The sequence below is a fragment of the Cupriavidus sp. 05L411 genome, assembly GCF_056398045.1.
The window spans coordinates 173193-193084 of record NZ_JBFTOQ010000009.1 but is presented as its reverse complement, the minus strand read 5'-3'; the positions used below and the strand labels follow the sequence as shown (position 1 = coordinate 193084).

The following is a 19892-nucleotide window of genomic DNA, read 5'->3' as shown; positions in this document are numbered from 1 at the left end:
CGGCACCGCGGTGTCAAGTGAGCCCGCGCTGCCGTCCGCGCCCCTGCCAGCAGGGCAATCGCGGGTGTTCGTGGCGGGCCACCGCGGCATGGTTGGCTCCGCCATCGTGCGCGCGCTGGACGCGCGTGGCCAGGCCGACATCATCACGCGCGGCCACACCGAGCTCGACCTCACCGACCAGCAGCAGGTGCGCGCGTTCTTCGCCACCCAGGGCATCGATACGGTCTACCTGGCAGCCGCGCGCGTAGGCGGCATCCACGCCAACCACACCTTTCCCGCCGAGTTCATCCAGCAGAACCTGATGATCGCCGCCATCGTCATCCACGAAGCCTGGCGCGCGGGCGTGAAGCGCCTGCTATTCCTCGGATCGAGCTGCATCTACCCGAAGTTCGCGCCCCAGCCCATCAGTGAAGCCGCGCTGCTTACCGGGCCGCTGGAGCCCACCAACGCCCCCTACGCCCTGGCCAAGATCGCCGGCATTGCGCTGTGCGAGAGCTACAACCGCCAGTACGGCACCGACTACCGCAGCGTGATGCCGACCAACCTCTACGGCCCGGGCGACAACTATCACCCCGACAACAGCCACGTGATACCGGGCCTGCTGCGGCGCTTCCACGAAGCCGGCATGGCGTACGCCCAGCACGTGCCGGTGTGGGGCAGCGGCACGCCGCTGCGCGAGTTCCTCTACGCGGACGACCTGGCCGCGGCATGCCTGCATGTGATGGCGCTGCCCGAAGACGTGTACCGCCAGACCGCGCCGGCCGGATTCCTGAACGTGGGCAGCAGCGAGGAAGTCAGCGTGCGCGAACTGGCGGGGCTGGTGGCGCAGACCGTGGGCTTTCGCGGCGACATCGTCTTCGACAGCGGCAAGCCCGACGGCACACCGCGCAAGCGGCTCGACTGCACGGCCCTTGCCGCCACCGGCTGGCAACCGGCCGTGGCGCTGCGCGACGGCCTGCGGCTGGCCTACCTGGATGCACTGCAGAGCGGACGGCTGGCGCATGGCACAGCACCGGCACAACACGTGGAGGCCTGACATGAAACCCCTGCTCCGCCATCCCGACAAGCGCGCACGGCCTCAGGCCACGGCGTGCGCAACGTCGGCTACCTCGGCCGCCAGCGGCGGGGCAGCGAGTCCCGGCACGCTCTGGCCCGGGCAGGTCATCTTTCCCACGGGCAGCGCGGATGCGGGCCTGTGGCGGCGCTGCCTGCAGCAGATGCGCGCCATCTCGCTCAGTCCTGGCGCGCTGGTGGTGATGGCGGGCCAGAGCCGGCTGGAGAACTGGGCCATGCTGCTGGCCAGCATGGCGCTGGGGCGGCGGCGCGCGGCCTTCTTCCATGGGGCCGCCTTTGCCAGCGTGCCTGGGCGCTTTGGCGCGCTGGCAGACGCGGTATTGCTGCGCCGTTGCCAGGGCGTCTTCGTGGGCAGCGAGCGCGGCTGCGCGCGCGCCATTGCTGCCGACGTTCCCCCGCGCAAGATCTTTGCCTGCCGCCCGCCGGCCGTGCTGCCGGACGGCTTCGATGCTGCCGCCGAACGGCGCGAGCGGGTCGAGCACGCTGCGCCGCCACATGCGCCGCATTTCCTGCATGTTGGCACCCTCACGCACGATCCGGCCCTGGTGCTGCTGCTCTATGCCTTTGCCGGCGCGCGGCAGGCGTGGCCGGCGGCCACGTTATCGCTGGTGGGCACCGGCCGCGCCTATGGCCGGCTGCGCACCATGGCCGACGCGCTCGGGCTAGGGCCGTCGGTACGCTTCCTGGGCGCAATGGCGCCGGCCGACTTCGCCGTGGAGTACCGCAAGGCGAGCTGCCTGGTGCTGCCCGATGCCGCGCAGCGCTGGCATCCGCTGGTGCGCGAGGCACTGAGCTACGGCTGCCCGGTGGTGGTGAGCGTGAACAACGACGACGCCGGCGAACTGATACGCGACGGCGTCACCGGCCTGTATTTCAAGGCGGGCGATGCCGGTGCGCTGGCCAGGTGCCTGGTGCAGGTGCCAACACGCTTTGCCGATGCCGGCGCCACCGCCGAGCGCTGCCAGGCCGCCGCGCTGGAGGACTCTCCCGCCTCCGCGGGCAGGGCCATGGCGGCTGGCTGCGTGCGGATCATGGCGGAGGACTAGGCGCACGCCGGCAAATGACGACATTTGCCGACATTTGCCGACATTTCCCGACATGGCCGCCACGCACCCTGCGCGCCGCAGCGGGCGCGACGGCTGCATACCCCATACAGCGCTTCGACGCCACTGACGCTACCGTTGCCATGAAGATACTCATGTACTGCCTGAACTATGCGCCCGAGCTGACCGGCATCGGCAAGTACACCTGCGAGCAGGCCGAGTGGCTGGCCGCACGCGGCCATGAGGTGCGGGTGGTCACCGCGCCGCCGTACTATCCGGCGTGGCGCGTGGGCGAGGGCTATCGCGCGTGGCAATACAGCCGCGAGCGGCGGCGCTGGGTGGAGGTGTATCGCGCGCCGCTGTGGGTACCGCGCAAGCCGGGCGGCATCACGCGGCTGCTGCACCTGGCAAGCTTTGCCGTATCCAGCCTGCCCCGCCTGATGGCCCAGTTGCGCTGGCGCCCGGATGTGCTGTTCGTGGTGGAGCCCCCCCTGATGTGCGCGCCGGCCGCCTTGCTGTTCGCACACTGGAGCGGCTGCAAGACCTGGCTGCATGTGCAGGACTACGAGGTCGACGCGGCTTTTGCGCTGGGGCTGCTCCGCCGGCCCTGGCTGCACCGCGTGGCGCAGCGCGTGGAGCATCAGTTGATGACGCGCTTTGACCGGGTCTCGTCGATCTCGCAGGCCATGGTCTCGCTGGCGCGCGGCAAGGGCACGGAGCCTGAGCGCGCGGCCTTGCTGCCCAACTGGGTCAACCTGAGGGAAATCGGCGCCGGCAGCGCCACGCTGGCGCGCCACACGCTGGGCATTCCGGCGGATGCCGTAGTGGCGCTGTACTCGGGCAATATGGGCACCAAGCAGGGGCTGGATGTGATGGCCGGCGCCGCACGCCTGCTCGATGGCCATGAACGCCTGCACTTCATCTTCTGCGGCGACGGCGCCGGGCGCCCCGCGCTGGAGGCCGCCTGCGCGGGGCTGCCACAGGTGCGCTTCCTGCCCTTGCAGCCCGCCGGCATGTTTGCCTCGCTGCTGGCCGCCGCCGACATTCACCTGCTGCCACAACGCGCCGGCGCCGCCGACCTGGTCATGCCCTCAAAGCTGACCGGCATGCTGGCCAGCGCTCGCCCGGTGGTCGCCACCGCGGAGCCGGACACGGAACTTGGCCGCGTGGTTGCGCAATGCGGCGTGCTGGTGCCGCCGGGCGACGCGGCCGCACTGGCCGCCGCCATCGACACGCTGGCGGCGCAGCCCACGCTGCGCGCGCACCTGGGCGGCGCCGGGCGCCGCTGGGCAGAGCAGCACCTGGACCGCGACATGGTGCTGGGCGAACTGGAGAAAGCGCTGTTCGCGCTGATCAGGCACCAGCCCGCCGGCGCGCCCAGCACCGCCGGGGTCGGCAGCGAATAGCACGCGCCACCGTTCAGGTGTTCAGGCGTCCACCGACACGCGGTCTTCCACCGAAGCCGCCGCCAGCACCGTGAGATAGATGCCCTCGTACTGGTCGATGGCTTTCTCGGCGGAGAAATTCCCGGCCCACGCGATCGAGCGCGCGGCCACTTCGGCGCGCCGCGCTTGCGGCCATGCGAGCATTCCGGCCAGCACGTCCGCGCCGCGTTGCGCCCAGCCATCCATGTCACCGCTAGCCATCGGCTCAAGCAGTTGCACCTGGTCGCCACCGATCTCGGTCATCGGCGCGCGATTGGTGGTCAGCACCGGCGCGCCGCATGCCATGGCTTCGATGATGGGCCAGCCAAAGCCTTCTTCCAGGCTCGGAAACAGCATCACGGCGGCCAGCGAGTAGGCCGCCTGCACCGCCTCGGTAGGCAGCCCCGTCAGGAAGCGCACGCTGCCGCCAAGGGCAGTCGCCCGTTCGCCCTGCTCGCGCATTTCCGCGGTGGGATCGCCACCGATCATCCACAGCGCCCGCGGCTCGCGGCACTGCCGGCAATAGGCGAGGTAGAGCGCCAGCACGCCTTCGCGGTTCTTGTACCACTGGTTGCCGCCGATATGCACCAGCACGCCTTGCGGATCGGCCGGCACGCCAGCACGCTGCAGGCAGGCCAGCGCCTCGGTGGTGCCCATCCGGCGGAACGGATAGTTCATCCCGTTGTAGACCACCCACGCCGCCTCGGGCGCGCACGGATGCAGCCGCCGCAGGTCGCGCATGGTCTTGTTGGAGACGGCGACAAACGCCTTTCCCTGCAACAGCCCCCAACGGATCAGCGACTGGTAGGTGTGCCCGCTGGCCGAGAGCCCGTGCTCGGGGAACTCGCCGGCGAGCGTGCGCAGGGCGATGAAATCATGGCAGTGCACCACGTGCGGACGATGGCGCAGCAGCGGCATCCAGATGCCCAGCGCATGATCGGCCAGCACCAGCAAGGTGTCCTTGTCGACCTTGCGCAGGCGCCACAGCGCGCGCATCGGGAACAGGATGTACTGGTCGATGTAGCCCAGCCATTTACGCAGCCCGCCGCGCGCCGGCAGGCGGCACATCACGGCGGCGGGGGTCCATAGTTCGGCCTGGTGCCCGCGTGCGCGCATGCCGTCGATGATCATCGCGGCGAAGCGGTCCATGCTGTGGCTGCCAAAGAAGGCGGGGTGACCCAACAAGATGATTTTCATGGTGATTGAGAAGTGTGCGGATAGCCGGGCGTTGCCGCGTCGTTGTTTAGGTCGTGACTTCGCCCTGCCAATCCGGGACAGGACTTAGCCGGGGTGATACAAGCGCTGGCTTGCTTGCCGCGTGGCCGCCAGCGTGATGCCTGCAAACACGAAGCCAAGCGCATTGGCCGTCAGCTGCCCGACTACCGGCCAGGAGGTCAACCCGAAGATGGCGATGGTCCACATCAGGATGAGAAACGTGTTGCCGGTGCGCCTGGCCACGCGCAATGCGCGCCACATGCCGTTGATGAAGATCAGCGCCTTGAGCAAGATGCTCAGATAGCCGACCAGGCCCATCTCGCCGATGACGCGGCCGGTCTCGGTTTCGCTGATCACGAACAGCAGGCCGGTCTGCAGGAAGTAGTTGGCAAGGTTGCTGCCAAGCCCCAGCCCGCTGCCAAGCAGGCTCTGCTCGGCCGAGACATCGTTGACGCCGAAGAACATCGACTCCACCCGGTCACCGAAGCTCTCCGACTCCGCCGCGGAACTGAAACGCTCCAAGGTCGCGTCCACCGCCGAGCTGACGAACAGCACGATGACCACGCTCATGAGGATGGAAGCAATGCCCCACGACACCGCCGCCCTGCGCCGCTTTCCCTTGCCGTAGCGCAAGCTTGCCAGCAGCGCGATGCCAAACACGATCGGCAACAACAGGATGGCCGAACGCGACCCGCTGACCAGCGAGGCAATGAACAGACTGCCGATGACCGCCAGCGAATACAGCTTGCCCCAGAGCCCCGGCCTCTGCTCGCCCAGCACCGCCTCCAGCGCGAAGGGGCTGACGATCGCCAGGAACAGGGTGTAGCCCAGCGTGAACGAGAAGGTGCCCGTGGTGCGCACCACGTCGGCCGTCACGCGGAAGACCGTATCCGGATCGCCCTCGATCTGACGGTTGAGGAAACTCTCCGGCGACTGAAAATGCTGCACCAGTGCCAGCGGAGCCATGAACAGCAGCATGGCAAGCGCGGCCTTGGAGATGGCTTCCAGGTCCTGCTCCTCGAGCAGCTCGGCCGCGGCGTAGGCAAACCACAGGTACAGCAGCCAGAATCGCACGCCGATCAGGAAAATGGGCAGCGAGTTGATGCCTGCAACAAGCTGCAGCAAGCCCCAGAAGCAAACAATGGCCGACCACCACAGCAGCATGCGCACGGTGCGCCGCGCCGGGGTAAAGCCCGAATAGCGCACCGCGTGGTACAGCGCATACACCACCATCAGGTCGCGCAGCAGGATCAGCGGCATGGTGAGCGAATCCGAGACCCACTTGCGCGCGGCGCCCTCGAACACGGCAATCACGAAGACCGTGATGAAGATCCGCCCGAACACGGTGACGCGCGCCCGGCGGGCTGGCGCGGCGGGCTTCGCGTAGGCAAGGGAATGGCTCAGCATAGCGTGGCTACCGTTTCGGCTGCACTCAGGCGATACCTCGCCCAGGTGTACTTCTGCCCGGCGATACGGGCATGGGCACGCGCGCGCTCGAGCTGCGCGCGATCTGTCGCCAGGGCCAGCATGCGCTGGTACAGCGCGTCCGCGCAAAGCGGCACCACCCACCCGGCCTGCGGGAATTCATCGATGATTTCTTTCGCGCCGACCCGATCCGAGAGCAGCACCGGCGTGCCGCATGCCAGGGCTTCGGCCACCACCATGCCGAAGGAATCGAAGCGCGACGGCAGCACGAAGCAATCGGCATCGGCAAATACCTGGAACAGCGCCGGCTGCGGCAACGCACCCAGCTGGAGCACGCCCGGCATGGCCGCGATGCGCCCGCCCAGCTCCGGCTCCACCAGCGCGCCGGCAAGCACCAGCTCCGCCTCCGGCAGCCGCTCCCGCAGCCGCGCGAACGCGTCAAGCAGCAGGTCGATGCCTTTGCCCACGCGCACCGCCCCGGCGAACACAAAGCGCGGGCCGCCGGCGAGCCGCTGGCGGCGGACGTCATCCGGCAGCGTTGCGCCAAGCAGGATCGGCCTGAGCTTGGCGGGGGGCACGCCGGCGTCGATATAGGTACGCGCGGCAAACTCCGAGCAGGTGATGATGATGTCCGCCAGCGCAATCTCCGCATCTTTTTGCGCGTTGATCTGCGCAAGGTAGGTACGGTCCTCGACCGGCACCATGGCTTCGGCCGCACGATGATGCACGGCCGGCGCCTCCAGCACGCAGCGCGCGCCGATGCGCCGCGCCGCCTGGAAGGTCCGCAGCGCGGAGTTCTCGTAGGCCACCACGATATCCGGGCGCACCGCCTCCACCCGGGCGGCCACCCATTGGTCGAACAGATGGAAGATCCGGTGCGCGTAGGCTGACCCGGAGCGGCCGACATAGCGATTGAGGCCAAGCTTGAGCACACCCGGAAAAAACACCGGGTGCCGCCGCAGCGCCTTGGGGATGGCGACCTCGCGCACCTTGGCGTGATATCCGGCCGGCAGCCACCAGGGCGGCGCCTCGCCCGGGGCACGCACCGGCACACCGGACCAGTATTGCTTGAGCATGTCGTGCTCATAAAGCGCTTGTGCCATCTGGTGCGAATGCTGCAGGCCGGGATGCGTGACGAGGGCTTTCATGCTTCGCTCCCCCGTGGGGGGCCATCGAGCCTCGCTCCCGCGGGCACGGCTTGCGCGTGCGGCCCGGCGCAGCGCGCGGGCCGGCCCGGCGGCTGCATGCGCAGCGTGCCCGCCAGACGCACGCCCTGCACGAAGCCACCCCAGCCACCCAGCAATTGCCCGGGCAGGCTGCGTGGGCGCTTGAGCAGGCTGTGCGCCAGGAAGTAAGCGCCCGGGCAACTGCGCGACCCCACCAGCAGCTGGAACAACACCAGCCGCAGACGCATCGCCGGCGGGGCGTATGCCATCGAGATCGCCGTCATGTTGCAGGTCTCTTCGAAGCAGCGCCTGCGCGCGTAGCTCTGGCGCTCGTAGTTGTAGCGCGCGGCCGGATAGTGATCGACGATGGCGCCGGGATCGAGCACCAGGCGCCATCCTGCGTGGCGCAGCATCTGGCACATCCACGTCTCGTTGCCGGGCTGCGCGCCCTGCCCCTGCAGCCGCTCGTCAAAGCGCGCGGTGCCCAGTGCCGCCCGGCGCAGGATCCAGTTGCAGCCCTTGAGCGTCTCCACCGCGCGCGGCGCGCCGCACACCCGATGCGTCTCGCCGATGATCCTGCCCCAGCCGTCGCGATAGCCTGCCAGCGCAACATCCGGCACCGCCAGTGGCGCGCCGTCGGCATCGCGCACGACATCCCGGCCACCGGCACCGCCCACCGTGGCATCGGCAAAGTGGGGCAGCAAGCGGGCCAGCCAGTCCGCGCGCGGCAGCGCGTCGTCGTCCAGGATCGCGAGCAGCTCGCCGGTTGCGTGCGGCAGCCCGGCATTCATGGCAGCCACCACGCCAGGCTCGGTCACCTTGACTACCAGCAACGCCGGATAGCGAGCCTGTGCCGTATTTGCCAGCCACGCTGCCGTGTCGGGATCGTCGGCGCCGCGGCAGACCACGATCAGCTGAACCGGCGCCGGCACGAACGCGGCGGCCGCCTGCAGGCAGCGCTGGAGCATGTCCGGGCGCCGATAGGTCGGGACCATCAGCGTCACGCTGGGCGCATCGCTCATTGCGTGCTTCCTCCATGGGGGGTAAGGCGCTCGTCGCTTGGCAGCAGGCGCCCGGCACGCACGGCCGCGGCGAGTTCGCAGACGATGGCCGCGGCCAGCCCCGACGACAGCCCGAGCTGGAACCACAGCACGCCATCAAGCGTGGTGAGATCGAGAAAGCGCGGCGCAGCCGCGCACCAGGCCAGCACCACCGGCACCTGCACGAAGGCAAAATGATTCAGGCCGCGGTTGGCCAGCAACTGCCAGGCGATGCCGACCACGCTGGCAAAGCCCGCGCCAAGGCAGGCGATCACCAGTTCGGCGCCCAACGAAGCGTAGTTCGGCCCCACCAGCCACAGCAGCAACCCCGGCCATGTCGCGGCCAGAAGCACCAGCGCGGCGGCAGGCAGGCAAGCCAGCGCCACCCAGCCGGCAAAGCGCCGCAGCACGCCGTCGCGCGCTTGCGCGAAGCGCGGAATCACATACGCGGCCACCACGGCGCCCACCGGCATCAGCAATTGCCCGATGCGCGACAGCGCGCCCAGCGAGGCCGTTTGCCCGACCGCGCCGTGATAGGCGACGATGGCAAACACCAGTTGTCCCTGGACGCAGAAAAACGCCTCCAGCGGCAATTGCCGCCGCATGATGCGGCCAATGTATTGGCTGTCTTCCGCCTTGCCCGCGCTGCCGGCATGCGCCGCCAGCGGTATCTCACGCGCGATCCAGCGCCGCACAAACGGCACGCGCAGTCCCGCGAACAGCACGTTGACGAGGGTCGCGCCCAGCACGCCGAGCAGGCCCAGCGCGTAGAGCGCGGACGACAGCACCAGGCGCCCCACGGACAAACCGGTATCCAGCGCCTGCAGCGCGGGCGCGCGGTTGGCAAACAGCAGCACCTGGTCCACGACACGCGATTGCATGTCGAAGTACCAGGTCACCAGCAGCAACGCCAGCAGCAGCACGATCAGGACCGCGCCGGCATGGTTGCGATACAGCAGCCACGCGGCGATCGCCAGCACCACCGGCAACAGCCACGCGGAGAGCTTCCAGCGCTGGCCCATGGCCGCGCAGGCCAGTTCCGCGGCACGCTCCCGGTCCGGCCAGGTCTTGCCCAGCAGCGCATTCAGGCCAAGCTGGATGCCACCCTTGGTGACGATGGCGATGGCCCCCATGATGAGACCGACCACCGTGTAGATGGCGTAGTCGCCCACATCAAGCCAACGGGCCAGCAGCAGGCCGGTGACCGCGCCGATCCCCTGCGAGAGCACCGCATAGACGAGGAACCTGAGCAGCTTCACGGCGGTCCCGCTCCGCGCTCGATGACGCTGTGGCATGACGGCGCGACCATGATCTTGTCTCCTCTATCCCGCCGCCGCGTGGTGGACAGGCTGCGCGGCTTCGGTCGCGCCATGGATGATGTCCAGCAGCCGCTGTGCGGCCTGTGCGGCATGGAAGCGCCGGGCAAAGGACTGCCGCGCGGCAATGCGCATGCGCGCTTGCGCGGCGGGCTCCGCCTGCAGCCACTGCTGCAGGCAGGCGGTGGCGCCCTGCGCCGTGTCCGGGCCCACCAGCCCGGCGCCGTCGGCGACGATCTCGCGCCAGATGTTGACCTTGTCGGAGATCAGCACCGGCACGCCGCAGCCGAGCGCCTCTGCCACCGCCACGCCAAAGTTCTCCTGGTGCGAAGGCAGGCAGAACACCTCGGCCGCGTGAAACGCGCCCCACTTGAGCTCGCCCTTGAGCATGCCGGTCCAGCTCACGCGCGCGGACAGCCCATGCGCGGCAATGCGTTGCTCCAGCATCGCGCGCAGCGCAGTGTCGTGCGGTCCGGCCAGCACCAGATGCAGCGCGGGATGCGCGGCGGCCACGCCGGCGAAGGCTTCGACCAGCAGGTCGCAGCCCTTCTTCTCGTGGATCCGGCCGAGGAACAGCGCGATGCGCTTGCCGCGCACCTCCGGGAAAGCGCGGAAGAAGGCCTCACGCAGCGGCGCGCCGTCCTGAGGCGGCTGCGCCGTGCCATAGCTTGCCACCACCTCCCGGCACCGATACGGCCAGAACGCGCCGCTGGCGCGCAGCTTCTCCTCGCCGCACGTGAACAGCACGCCGCGCGCATGACGCAAGACCCAGTAGTCCCCCACCAGCCAGTAGAGGCTCTTCTTCAGATGCTTGAGCGGATAGTGGTCGCGAAACCAGGGGTCCAGCATGCCGTGCGTGAACACAAAATACGGCACCCGCTTGCCACGCAGCGCCAGCCACACGGCCAGCGCGTGGTACTGCCACAGGCCTTCGACAATGACCGCATCGTACGCTTCGCAATGCGCGCGCAGCCAGGCCACCATGCGCCGGTTAAAGCCGTACTTGAGCGATGACGGCCCCAACGCGATGACGTCGAGCTCGCTGTCGCGCACGCAGGGCGCATCGGGCGCGTCGCCGCAGCACACCTGCACCTGTACGCCGCGCTCACGCAAGGGTGCGCGCAGCTGGCGCACACCCTCGATCGGGCCGCCACCACCCGGATCGATCGACGAGATCACGTGCAGGATCTTCATGGCCGGGCTCCGGGGGCCGCCGGTGACGAGTCGCCGGCCGCGGCTTTGCGCGCAATGAAATGAAACCAGTACACGTCGCGCAGGTCCTGGCCTTCGCGCACCGGCTCGCCGTTCAGGTTGCCGAACACCACATCGGTGTGCAGCCCCAGCTCCGCGAGCGCGCGCTTCTGCGCGGCGAGCTCGGTATAGACGATCACGATGCCAAACTTGTGGGCAGCGCAAACCCGGATGGCATAGCCGTCGAACTCGCGGTTCAGCCGCGAGTGCCGCAGGTAGTTGAAGGTGGCAATCGGCAGGTTGCAGATCACCCGCGCGGTATCGATGCCAACCGCGATAGGGTTGGCCGACAGATGCGGAAGCCGCACGAAGCGCGAGAGATTCTCGCGATAGCTCGGCCCACGCATGTTGTGCGTGGAGAACAGCATCAGGCCGCCGGGCCGCAGCACGCGCGCGAACTCGCGCAGGATGGCGACGCGCCCCGCGTAGTCCACCGCATCGATGCCGTTGAAGCTGAACATCACCAGCGCGAAGCTGTTGTCCGCAAAGGGCGACATGTCGCGCGCATCCATCTGCATCACCCGCACGCCGGGATGATTGCGCTGGCAGATCTCGACCATCTCGGGCATGTAGTCGACCGCCGTATAGTCGTCGCTCAGCGCGCGCAGCAGCGCCACGGTGCGCCCGCCGCCCACGCCAACGTCGAGGATGGGCTGGCCCCGCACTTCGTCCGCCACCCTGGCGATCGCCGCGGCCTCGCCAGGGTCGGTCCAATCGCTGGCGGTGCCGAACCACCGGCGCGCGCCCCAGCTACGCCATGCGTGTTGATTGATGCGATCCTGCGCCGTGCCTGAAGCCATGACCACCTCGTGAAGATGAGCAACGTTGGATCAAAGCGCAGCCGCGCCGCTGGCATGCTTTGCCGGGCAGATGACCAGTCTGCTTGCAATGAGGATGCCGGGGCGGGATTCGGGTTTCTGTACGTTGCCACACACGGGTCGGCACGGCAGGAACAGGCAAGATCGGCGTGCGCCGCGAGGTATCCGCGGGACCTGCTTCAGGCGTAGCGGCGGGGTACCGCCAGCATCGCTTTCCTGCGGCGCAAGGGGGACATCCGGCACCGCGGGCAGGCTCGCGTGCCGGATGTCCATCTCCCCTCATCCTGATGGCTGAGATGGCTCTCATCCGTTTGTCGCGCGGCGCTCGCCCAAGGCTCATGCCGAAGTCGCAAGTGGGTCGCGGACTCCACCTCGGTGCGAGTTTCAAGATTGATCCGCCACGCGGGCGCGTTCCCTGGAAAAGCCATAAATGCGCTAGCGACACCATTTTCTGTTGCAGCGGTGAAACTTTATTGACCAATAACTGTTTCAGTCTTGAAACTTAATTCTGTCAATTATCCATCACCCGTTCGGGTAACCCGCCAGTCGGCCACCAACAAGGCTTTCCGGATGATGAGAAAAACCTCTCCAACCCAATTGGAGCGCCGACAAAGCAACTTGATTTCGTGCAGATCAGACCATAATATGACCTTAATTCGTTTTAAGACGAATGGCATTTTGGGGTGGGTTCAGGGGGTCAGCCTTCCGGCTTGCGGTCAGTTCCCGGCAATAAAAACGGGCGGTCCGGCTTGGCGGTGGTACGGGGATAAATAGGGGCGGCGCGCGTGGAGCACCACGAGGGTCGCGCAGGTCATTATTCCGCTGCGTTCAACCTGTTTCCTGCCGCAATCATACGGGGGGAATAACAACATGAACGCACTGCTCATCGAGGGTCACCCACTGCTGCGTCTCGGGTTGCTGCAAATGCTCGAGCGTATTCATGGCGTCGACCATGTCATCACCGTCGACCCGGCCGACGTCGCCCTGCTGGAAGGCAATCATTGCGACCTGCTCGTGTTCGGCATGCCGGCCGACATCGACGCCGGATGGCAACTGCTCAACAAGGTGCGCTCCGTGCTCTCGGCCGATCGCTTGCTGCTGCTCGCCGATATGATTCCGCTGCAGATTCCGGCGCTCGCCATGGCGCAAGGGATCTGCGGCTGCCTGCCGAAATCCGCTTCGCTGGCGGTGCTGGAAGCCGGCATCCGCCTGGCCATGGTTGGCGGGCAATACGTGCGCGGCCAGAACAATCGCCAGGCCGGCGCGTCAAGCAGCGGATCGCCAGGCCTCTCGGCCGGCAACTATCCTGTAGGTGGGCGCGTTCCCGTGCTGGCGCCACTGGCTGACAGCGCGCAGTGCAACCCCGCCGGCATGCGCATCCAGGCCACGCCATCCTCGCGCGAATCCCTGGCCGCCGTGTCTCGCCAGAGCGCTGTGGCGGCCGATGCCGGTGGCACCGGCGGGCACGGCGAGACCGCCTACGACGAAGCCGAGATGCTGCAGATCACCCCGAGGCAATATGAGGTGCTGGTGCTGCTGGCGCGCGGACATCCCATCAAGACCGTGAGCCGCATGCTCAATATCTCGGTGGCGACGGTCAAGAGCCATGCCTGCACCCTGTACCAGCGGCTCAAGGTACGCAACAAGGGCGAGGCGGTCTACGCGGCGCTCCAGCGCGGCGCGTCGCTGGAATGGGTCAGCGGCGACGAGGCCTCGCCGCGCACAGCGGTGCGCAACGCGTCGTCTGCCGGCACCAGGCCGGTACGCGCGGTCGCGGAGTACAGCACGGGCATTTCCACCGCGATGCGCTGAGGCGCGCTTGCGGCGCAGCCAACCGGCGGCGGCAGGCGTAAAGCTTGCCGCCGTTGTCTTTTGTCCGAGTCCCGGGGCGCGCTTTCCAGCATCCGTCTTGTGCCTTGCTCCTGCCCAAGGCAGGCCCCTTCGTTCGCCCCGGCGCGTCGCGCGCGCCATTTACGGCATCGCAGTGCAATGTGGGACAGCGCACCGATTGCCGCTCCCGCGCCTCCTAGGATGGCAGCATCGGGGGACTGTCGCAGCCGTTGCGATGTCCCCGTCGCCAAATGCCGGAGGCTGCCGTGAACGAGATCACCGACCATGACAGGCAACAAGGGAACGCACAACGCCAATGCCGGCCGCTAGCATGCCTTGCCATGCTATGCGCGACCCTGTTGCTCGCCGCCTGCGCAAGCTCGCCAGGCATGCACTTCGACCCCAAAGCGCCCATCGGCGCGGTCGGGCCCGATGCCATGCCCAACATCACGCCGATCACGCTGGAGGTGGTGCGCAACCAGCGCACCATGGCGCAACGCGAGGTCGAGAAGCTGGACGAGCTCTATGGCAAGCCGCAGCCCTATCTCATCGGCCCGGGCGATATCGTCTCGGTGGTGGTGTGGGATCACCCGGAACTGGTCTTCCCCAACCAGACCTACAGCATCGGCGCCGCGTATGAAATCCCCGCGGTGGGCGGCGGCTCCAATGTGCCCGGCTATGTGGTGAGCGCGCAGGGCGATATCCAGTTTCCCTACGCTGGCGTGATGAAGGTCGCGGGCAGGACGGCGAACGACGTGCGCGACCAGATTGCCAAGGTGCTCTCGCGCGTGGTGCGCGATCCCCAGATGACGGTGCGCGTGCTCGCCTTTCGCAGCCAGCGCATCTATGTGGACGGCGAAGTGCGCACGCCTGGCATGCAACCGATCGACGACGCGCCGATGACGCTGATCGAGGCGCTTAACCGCGCGGGCGGCGTGCTCAACCTGACAGGCGACAACAGCCGCATCCGCATCACGCGCGGCGAGCGCAGCTGGCACGTCAACATCCCGGCACTGCTCGCGCGCGGCATCGATCCCTCGCGCATCATGCTCAAGAACGGCGACATCGTGCGCGTGGAACAGCGCGAGGACAGCAAGATCTTCGTCACCGGCGAGGTGGTGCGCCCCACCACCTTGCTGATGCGCAATGGCCGCATGACGCTGAATGAGGCCATTGGCGACGCTGGCGGCGTGAACCCGAACACCGCCAACGCAGAGCAGATCTTCGTGATCCGCAAGGCGGCGGACGGCGAGCCCAAGGTGTATCACCTGGACGGCACATCGCCCGTGGCGCTGGCCATCGCCGAGGGCTTCGAGCTCGAGGCAAAAGACGTGGTGTATGTCGATGCGCGCGAGCTGGTGCGCTGGAGCCGCGTGGTCAACCTGCTGCTGCCATCGACGAGCGGTGCGTTCAGCGCCGCCAGCGTGGTCAAGTAAGCGAGGCCGCGATGATCCGCTCGATCCTGGTTGTGTGCATCGGCAATACCTGCCGCAGCCCCATGGCACAGGGCCTGCTGCGCCACGCGCTGCCCGGCTGCACGGTGAGCTCCGCCGGGCTGGCCCCGCTGGAGGGCGCCGCCGCCGATCCGCATACGGTGCGCCTGCTCGAGGAGGACGGCCTCGATCTCTCAGGGCACCGCGCGCGCACCGTGGACGAAGACATGATCAACGGCGCCGACCTGGTGCTGGTGATGGACACAGAACAAAGAGAAGCGCTTGAGCGCCAGTATCCGCAGGCACGCGGCAAGGTCTACCGCCTTTGCGAGTTCATGCACGCTGACGTGCCCGATCCCTATGGCTGTTCGCAGAATATGTTCAGGATCGTGCTGGGGCTGATCAGGCAAGGGGTCGATTCATGGTCGGTGCGCATTCGCGCCATTGCACAGGATCATTGTCACGGGGAGGTAGCATGAACACGTTCAATCCACACGAGGCATTGCCGGGAGGGCGCGTTCAGCGGGAGAAGTCGATCGACCTGACCGGCTATCTCGACGTGCTGATGCGCTACCGCTGGACCTTCATCCTGATCGCAGGCACGGTCTTCGCGCTGGGCGCGACCTACGCGTTCTTCACCAAGTCTGTCTACCGTACCGATATCGTGGTGCAAGTGGAGGACACGGGGAACAGCGCCAACACCAAGCTCGCGGGCAGCGTGGCACCGGTCTTCGACGTCAAGCCGGCCGCCGCCGCGGAGATCGAGCTGCTGCACTCGCGCATGGTGGTGGGCAAGGCCGTGGAAAGCCTGAAGCTGTTCATCGACGCCAGGCCGAGCTACTTTCCGGTGATCGGCCAGGCGCTGGCACGCTACAACCCTGGCCTGTCGGAACCCGGCCTCTTCGGCTGGGGCGGCTTTGTCTGGGGCGACGAACGCATTACGGTGGGCCGCCTCGAGATGCCAACGCGGCTGGAAGGCACCAGGATGACGGTGACGGCCCTTGACGGCAAACGGTACCGGCTGAAAGTCAAGGGCGAGCAGACCATGGCAACGGGCACCGTCGGCCAGCCGCTGGTCGTGCCAACCTCACGCGGCAACGTCGAGATCCTCATTACGGAACTGGAAGGCAACCCTGGCGCCACCTTCAACGTGACGCGGCTGCCTCGGGCCATTGCCATCGCGCAGCTGCAGCAATCGCTGCAGATTGCCGAGCGCGGCAAGTCGAGCGGGGTGATCGGCATCACCCTTGAAGGCCCGGACCCGGACCTGATCGCAGCAACGCTCAACGAGATCGGCAGCGAGTATGTCGACCAGAACGTGCGCCGCAGGGCGGAAGAGGCCGAGAAATCCCTGGCCTTCCTCGACCAGCAGCTGCCGCAGGTCAAGCAGCAGGTGGAAACCGCCGAGACGCGCTATAACGCGCTGCGCAACCAGCGCGGCACGATCGACCTCACCGAGGAGTCGAAGCTGATCCTCTCGCAGTCCGTGCAGATCCAGACACGCCTGCAGGAGCTGCGCGCGAAACGCCAGGAACTGGTGACGCGCTTTACCGGCAACCATCCCAGCATCGGCATCATCGACGAGCAGATCGGCAGCCTGAATGCCGCGCTCGCCGGCGTGACCACGCGCATCCAGAAGCTGCCCGAAGTGGAGCAAAATGTGCTGCGCCTGCTGCGCGATGTCAAGGTCAGCACCGAGCTTTACCAGTCGCTGCTCAACGACGCCCAGCAACTCAAGCTGACCAAGGCCAGCAAGGTGGGGACGGCGCGCATGGTCGACCCGGCCGAAGTGCCCTTGCAGCCCGTGCGGCCCAACCGGGCGCTGCTGGTGATATTCGCGGCCATGCTTGGCACCGTGGGCGCGCTGATCGTCGTGTGCCTGCGCCACATGCTGGACGGCGGCGTCGCCGAGGCCGACGATATCGAAAACCTGACAGGGTTCACGGTGTACTCCACCATCCCGTTCAGCCCGGAACAGTCGCGCCTGGCCACGCAGGGCAACCCGAAAGCCGCGCTGCTGGCCTGCCGGATGCCTGACGATCCCGCCATGGAGAGCTTGCGCAGCTTCCGCACCGCCTTGCAGTTCTCGCTGCTTGGCAACCGCCATCCGGTGGTGCTGGTGACGGGCCCGGCGCCGGGTGTCGGAAAGTCCTTCATCTGCGCCAACTTCGCCGCGGTGCTCGCCGCCGGCGGCAAGCGCGTGGTGCTGATCGATGCCGACCTGCGGCGGGGCAACCTGAACCGGCGCTTCGACACCGACCGTGGCCCCGGCCTGACCGAGCTGCTGCAGGGCGCGCCGGTAGAGCCCGCCGTTCGCAGGCAGGTTGTGCCCGGACTGGATTTCATTCCCACCGGGACGCTGCCCGAGCATCCCGCGGACCTGCTGCTGAGTCCCGCGATGGACGCGCTGCTCAATGCGCTAAAAGCGAACTACGACATCGTGCTGATCGACACGCCGCCAGTGCTGGCCGCCTCGGATACCGGCATCCTCGCTACCAAGGCGGATGCGGTCTTCATGGTGGCCCGTGCGGACTCGACTACCGTGGATGAACTGGAAGCCGCGGGCAGGGCGATCAGGCAGGTGGGTGGGGAAGTGAAGGGCGTGCTGTTCAACGGGTTGAATGTGCAAGGGCGGTGGTATCGGGCGCATTACAACTTCGGCAAGTACCGGTATCTGAACTATCGGTACCAGGACGTGGATACGGTGCAGAGCCGGTAGGGCTGCCCCGCGTCGCGCGCAATCGGAGGCGCCGGGATTCCGGCGCCTCTTTTTTGCCGTGCGCGGCCGGCTCGCCGCCCACGCTCAGGCGCTCGCCGTGCCTGACACCGCATCCGCCAGCACGCCGGCGCTGTCCTCGTTCGCCACGTTCGCCTCGCTCACCTCGGCCGGCTCGCCGCGCGCCAGCTGGACCTCGATGTAGCGCACCAGATGCGCCCCAAGCGCGGCGCGGCTGTCAGCAAGAAACAGCGAATGATCGAACGTGGGCAGGGTGCGCACGCGGATGTTGCCCAGGCCCTGCAGCGCTTCGAGGTTGCTGCCAAAGTGGTCCTTGGCTTCTTCCAGCCCGATATCGCTCATGCCGTAGAGGAAGTCGGTCTGCACGCCGCGCCGGTCGAGCTCCCGCATGGCGGCCCGCGCGAAGCCGGTCACGGTGGTGGTGTCGTCGCCGCCGCGCCAGCGCGCCACGGCGGCTGCGCCGCGTTGCACCACGCGCCGCGTGCACCGGCGTACGAAGCCGGACAGGATCGGCCAGACCTTGACCTGGCCGCGCCACAGCCGTTGCCAGTTCTGCGCACGGCGCACGGCCGCCACGTAACCCCGCATGGACTGCACCCGTTCGTTCACGGCGGCGGTGTCGGCATCGTCCCAGCGGAATTTCGCCAGGTTGGCCAGGACCAGGCCGTTGACCGCCGGATTGCGCAACGCCACGTGCAGGCTGATGAACGCGCCCGAGCAAACCCCGGACATGACGATGCGCTTGTACCCCTGCGCGCGCAGCCAGTCGACGGCGGCACTGGCATCGTCGCAGGCGCTCTGCGCGTAGACCGCGGGAATGCTCATCTGGCGTGCCGGGGCCGGACTATCGCCCAGCGTGGAGAGATCGAGGCGCAATGCGGTTACGCCGTGCCGAGCCAATTCGCGCGACAAGCTCACAAAGACCCGCCCGTCGCCCACATGGTGGTTGCCGCCGGTATTGGGAAAGAGCACCGCGACATCGCTCGCGCCGCGCCGCGCGGGCTGGCAAAGGATGCCGAACTGGCGGCCGCGGTCCAGCCATACCCGTTGCTCGCGCACGCCGTCCACCTCGCATTCCAGCGCGGGGCTCTCGTTGCCTGGCGCAGGCAGGCCGGGCGCGGCGCCGCGGCGCCCGGCGGCAACGGCCGGGCGCACCCAGGCCAGCACCTCTTGCCAGGCGCTCTCAGGCACCTGCGCGTACTCGGCCGCTTGCATCATGCCGGGATACTCGCCAAAGGTGCCCAGCGTGACCTCGGCCCCCGATCCGCGATAAAGCGTACCCATTTCTGCGACGGGGGAGGTGGCCCCCGGCCAGGCGTCAAGCAGCAGTACGCGCGGCGCGGGGCAGCCCTTGCGGCGGGCCAGGCGCAGGCCTTCGAGCGTTGTCACGGTGTCGGGCTGGAAGCGGTAGGCCAGCACGTCGAGCGATCCGTCGGTGGGCGGCGCGAGTTCGATGTCGGGGATGACGTTGTTGACCCAACTGGTGTGCAACGCGCGCAGCTCGCGCAGATAGGCGCGCCCGCTCACCACCGGCGCCAGCAGCACCAGGCCGGCCACGACATCGGGCTCGCGCGCGGCCAGTGCCTCGGCGGCGAGCACGGCCAGCGTGGCCCCCAGGCGCAGGCCGCACAACACGACCCGGCTCACTCCGGCCTGCTCGCGCAGCGCGGCTACCGCGCCCAGGATGCCGTGCACGCACCAGGCAATATGCTCGCCATCGGTGTCGGTGCCGGCGGAGTCACCGGTGCCGGGATAGTCGAAGCGCAGCACCGGCAAGCCCGCAGCGGCGAGGTCCGCGGCCAAGTGGCGAAACGCACGGTGCGACCACATCGCCTCGTGGCCGTGCGGGTTGCACAGCACCGCCCCCGTGGTGCCTGCGGCCTCGTGCAGCCAGCCGGCACAGCCCTCGAACAAGACCGGTTTCATGACCTCTCCCAAGGAATAACGGGGCGTTGGCCCCGGGCATTGACGCACGCAGAAACGGGTACGCTTTGCCTTCTGTTGTTGGTTGTACGTGCCCTTGCGCCATGCCCGCCGGCGGCTCCCGGCCTGGCACAACCCATCAAAATCCCTGTCGCGGCCGGCCCAACGGCCCCAATTGGCCGCCACAGGCTGCGGTT

At 67.9% G+C, this 19892-nt stretch carries 15 protein-coding genes; 7 read left to right on the top strand and 8 right to left on the bottom strand.

Going from position 1 to position 19892, the window contains the following annotated elements; all coding sequences use genetic code 11:
- Window positions 1-88: 88 nt before the first annotated feature.
- The 3 genes from AC1DQR_RS13675 to AC1DQR_RS13665 all read left to right on the top strand — a co-directional run bounded on the left by AC1DQR_RS13675 (window position 89) and on the right by AC1DQR_RS13665 (window position 3523).
- Window positions 89-1036, top strand: coding sequence for a GDP-L-fucose synthase family protein (locus tag AC1DQR_RS13675; RefSeq protein ID WP_416053337.1), 948 nt, complete (start codon window positions 89-91; stop codon window positions 1034-1036).
- Between the two features lies 1 nt (window position 1037).
- Window positions 1038-2120, top strand: a complete 1083-nt coding sequence (locus tag AC1DQR_RS13670) for a glycosyltransferase family 4 protein (RefSeq protein WP_477133154.1) — start codon at window positions 1038-1040, stop codon at window positions 2118-2120.
- Window positions 2121-2260: 140 nt separating this feature from the next.
- Window positions 2261-3523 (top strand): glycosyltransferase WbuB, encoded by a 1263-nt coding sequence (locus tag AC1DQR_RS13665; RefSeq protein WP_416051289.1) that lies wholly within the window; start codon window positions 2261-2263, stop codon window positions 3521-3523.
- 21 nt (window positions 3524-3544) lie between these two features.
- Here the strand turns inward: AC1DQR_RS13665 and AC1DQR_RS13660 are convergent, their stop codons facing one another.
- The 7 genes from AC1DQR_RS13660 to AC1DQR_RS13630 all read right to left on the bottom strand — a co-directional run bounded on the left by AC1DQR_RS13660 (window position 3545) and on the right by AC1DQR_RS13630 (window position 11754).
- Window positions 3545-4738: a glycosyltransferase gene (locus AC1DQR_RS13660; RefSeq protein ID WP_477133153.1), complete on the bottom strand. Its 1194-nt coding sequence runs from the start codon at window positions 4736-4738 to the stop codon at window positions 3545-3547.
- Between the two features lie 84 nt (window positions 4739-4822).
- Window positions 4823-6163 (bottom strand): hypothetical protein, encoded by a 1341-nt coding sequence (locus AC1DQR_RS13655; protein ID WP_477133152.1) that lies wholly within the window; start codon window positions 6161-6163, stop codon window positions 4823-4825.
- Window positions 6157-7329 carry a glycosyltransferase family 4 protein gene (locus tag AC1DQR_RS13650; protein WP_416051292.1) on the bottom strand — a complete coding sequence of 391 codons (1173 nt, stop codon included), beginning with the start codon at window positions 7327-7329 and terminating at the stop codon, window positions 6157-6159. Before AC1DQR_RS13650 ends, AC1DQR_RS13655 begins: the two co-directional genes overlap by 7 nt.
- On the bottom strand, window positions 7326-8369 hold the full coding sequence (locus AC1DQR_RS13645) for a glycosyltransferase family 2 protein (protein ID WP_416051293.1): 1044 nt from the start codon (window positions 8367-8369) through the stop codon (window positions 7326-7328). Before AC1DQR_RS13645 ends, AC1DQR_RS13650 begins: the two co-directional genes overlap by 4 nt.
- Complete coding sequence (locus tag AC1DQR_RS13640; RefSeq protein WP_416051294.1) at window positions 8366-9646, bottom strand: hypothetical protein; 1281 nt, start codon at window positions 9644-9646, stop codon at window positions 8366-8368. Before AC1DQR_RS13640 ends, AC1DQR_RS13645 begins: the two co-directional genes overlap by 4 nt.
- Window positions 9647-9709: 63 nt before the next feature.
- Window positions 9710-10897 carry a glycosyltransferase gene (locus AC1DQR_RS13635; protein WP_416051295.1) on the bottom strand — a complete coding sequence of 396 codons (1188 nt, stop codon included), beginning with the start codon at window positions 10895-10897 and terminating at the stop codon, window positions 9710-9712.
- Window positions 10894-11754: a class I SAM-dependent methyltransferase gene (locus tag AC1DQR_RS13630; RefSeq protein WP_416051296.1), complete on the bottom strand. Its 861-nt coding sequence runs from the start codon at window positions 11752-11754 to the stop codon at window positions 10894-10896. Before AC1DQR_RS13630 ends, AC1DQR_RS13635 begins: the two co-directional genes overlap by 4 nt.
- An 888-nt stretch (window positions 11755-12642) precedes the next feature.
- Here AC1DQR_RS13630 and AC1DQR_RS13625 point away from each other — a divergent pair.
- From AC1DQR_RS13625 to AC1DQR_RS13610, 4 genes are all read left to right on the top strand, one after another.
- Window positions 12643-13584: a response regulator transcription factor gene (locus tag AC1DQR_RS13625; RefSeq protein ID WP_416051297.1), complete on the top strand. Its 942-nt coding sequence runs from the start codon at window positions 12643-12645 to the stop codon at window positions 13582-13584.
- A gap of 359 nt (window positions 13585-13943) precedes the next feature.
- Window positions 13944-15038, top strand: coding sequence for a polysaccharide biosynthesis/export family protein (locus tag AC1DQR_RS13620; RefSeq protein ID WP_150989275.1), 1095 nt, complete (start codon window positions 13944-13946; stop codon window positions 15036-15038).
- Between the two features lie 11 nt (window positions 15039-15049).
- A complete protein-coding gene (locus AC1DQR_RS13615; protein ID WP_416051298.1) occupies window positions 15050-15514 on the top strand; it encodes an arsenate reductase/protein-tyrosine-phosphatase family protein in 465 nt (154 codons plus the stop codon).
- On the top strand, window positions 15511-17754 hold the full coding sequence (locus AC1DQR_RS13610; RefSeq protein WP_477133151.1) for a polysaccharide biosynthesis tyrosine autokinase: 2244 nt from the start codon (window positions 15511-15513) through the stop codon (window positions 17752-17754). Before AC1DQR_RS13615 ends, AC1DQR_RS13610 begins: the two co-directional genes overlap by 4 nt.
- A gap of 84 nt (window positions 17755-17838) precedes the next feature.
- On the opposite strand, the gene AC1DQR_RS13605 is transcribed toward AC1DQR_RS13610, so the two are convergent.
- Window positions 17839-19698 (bottom strand): alpha/beta fold hydrolase, encoded by a 1860-nt coding sequence (locus AC1DQR_RS13605; protein ID WP_477133150.1) that lies wholly within the window; start codon window positions 19696-19698, stop codon window positions 17839-17841.
- Between the last annotated feature and the right edge of the window lie 194 nt (window positions 19699-19892).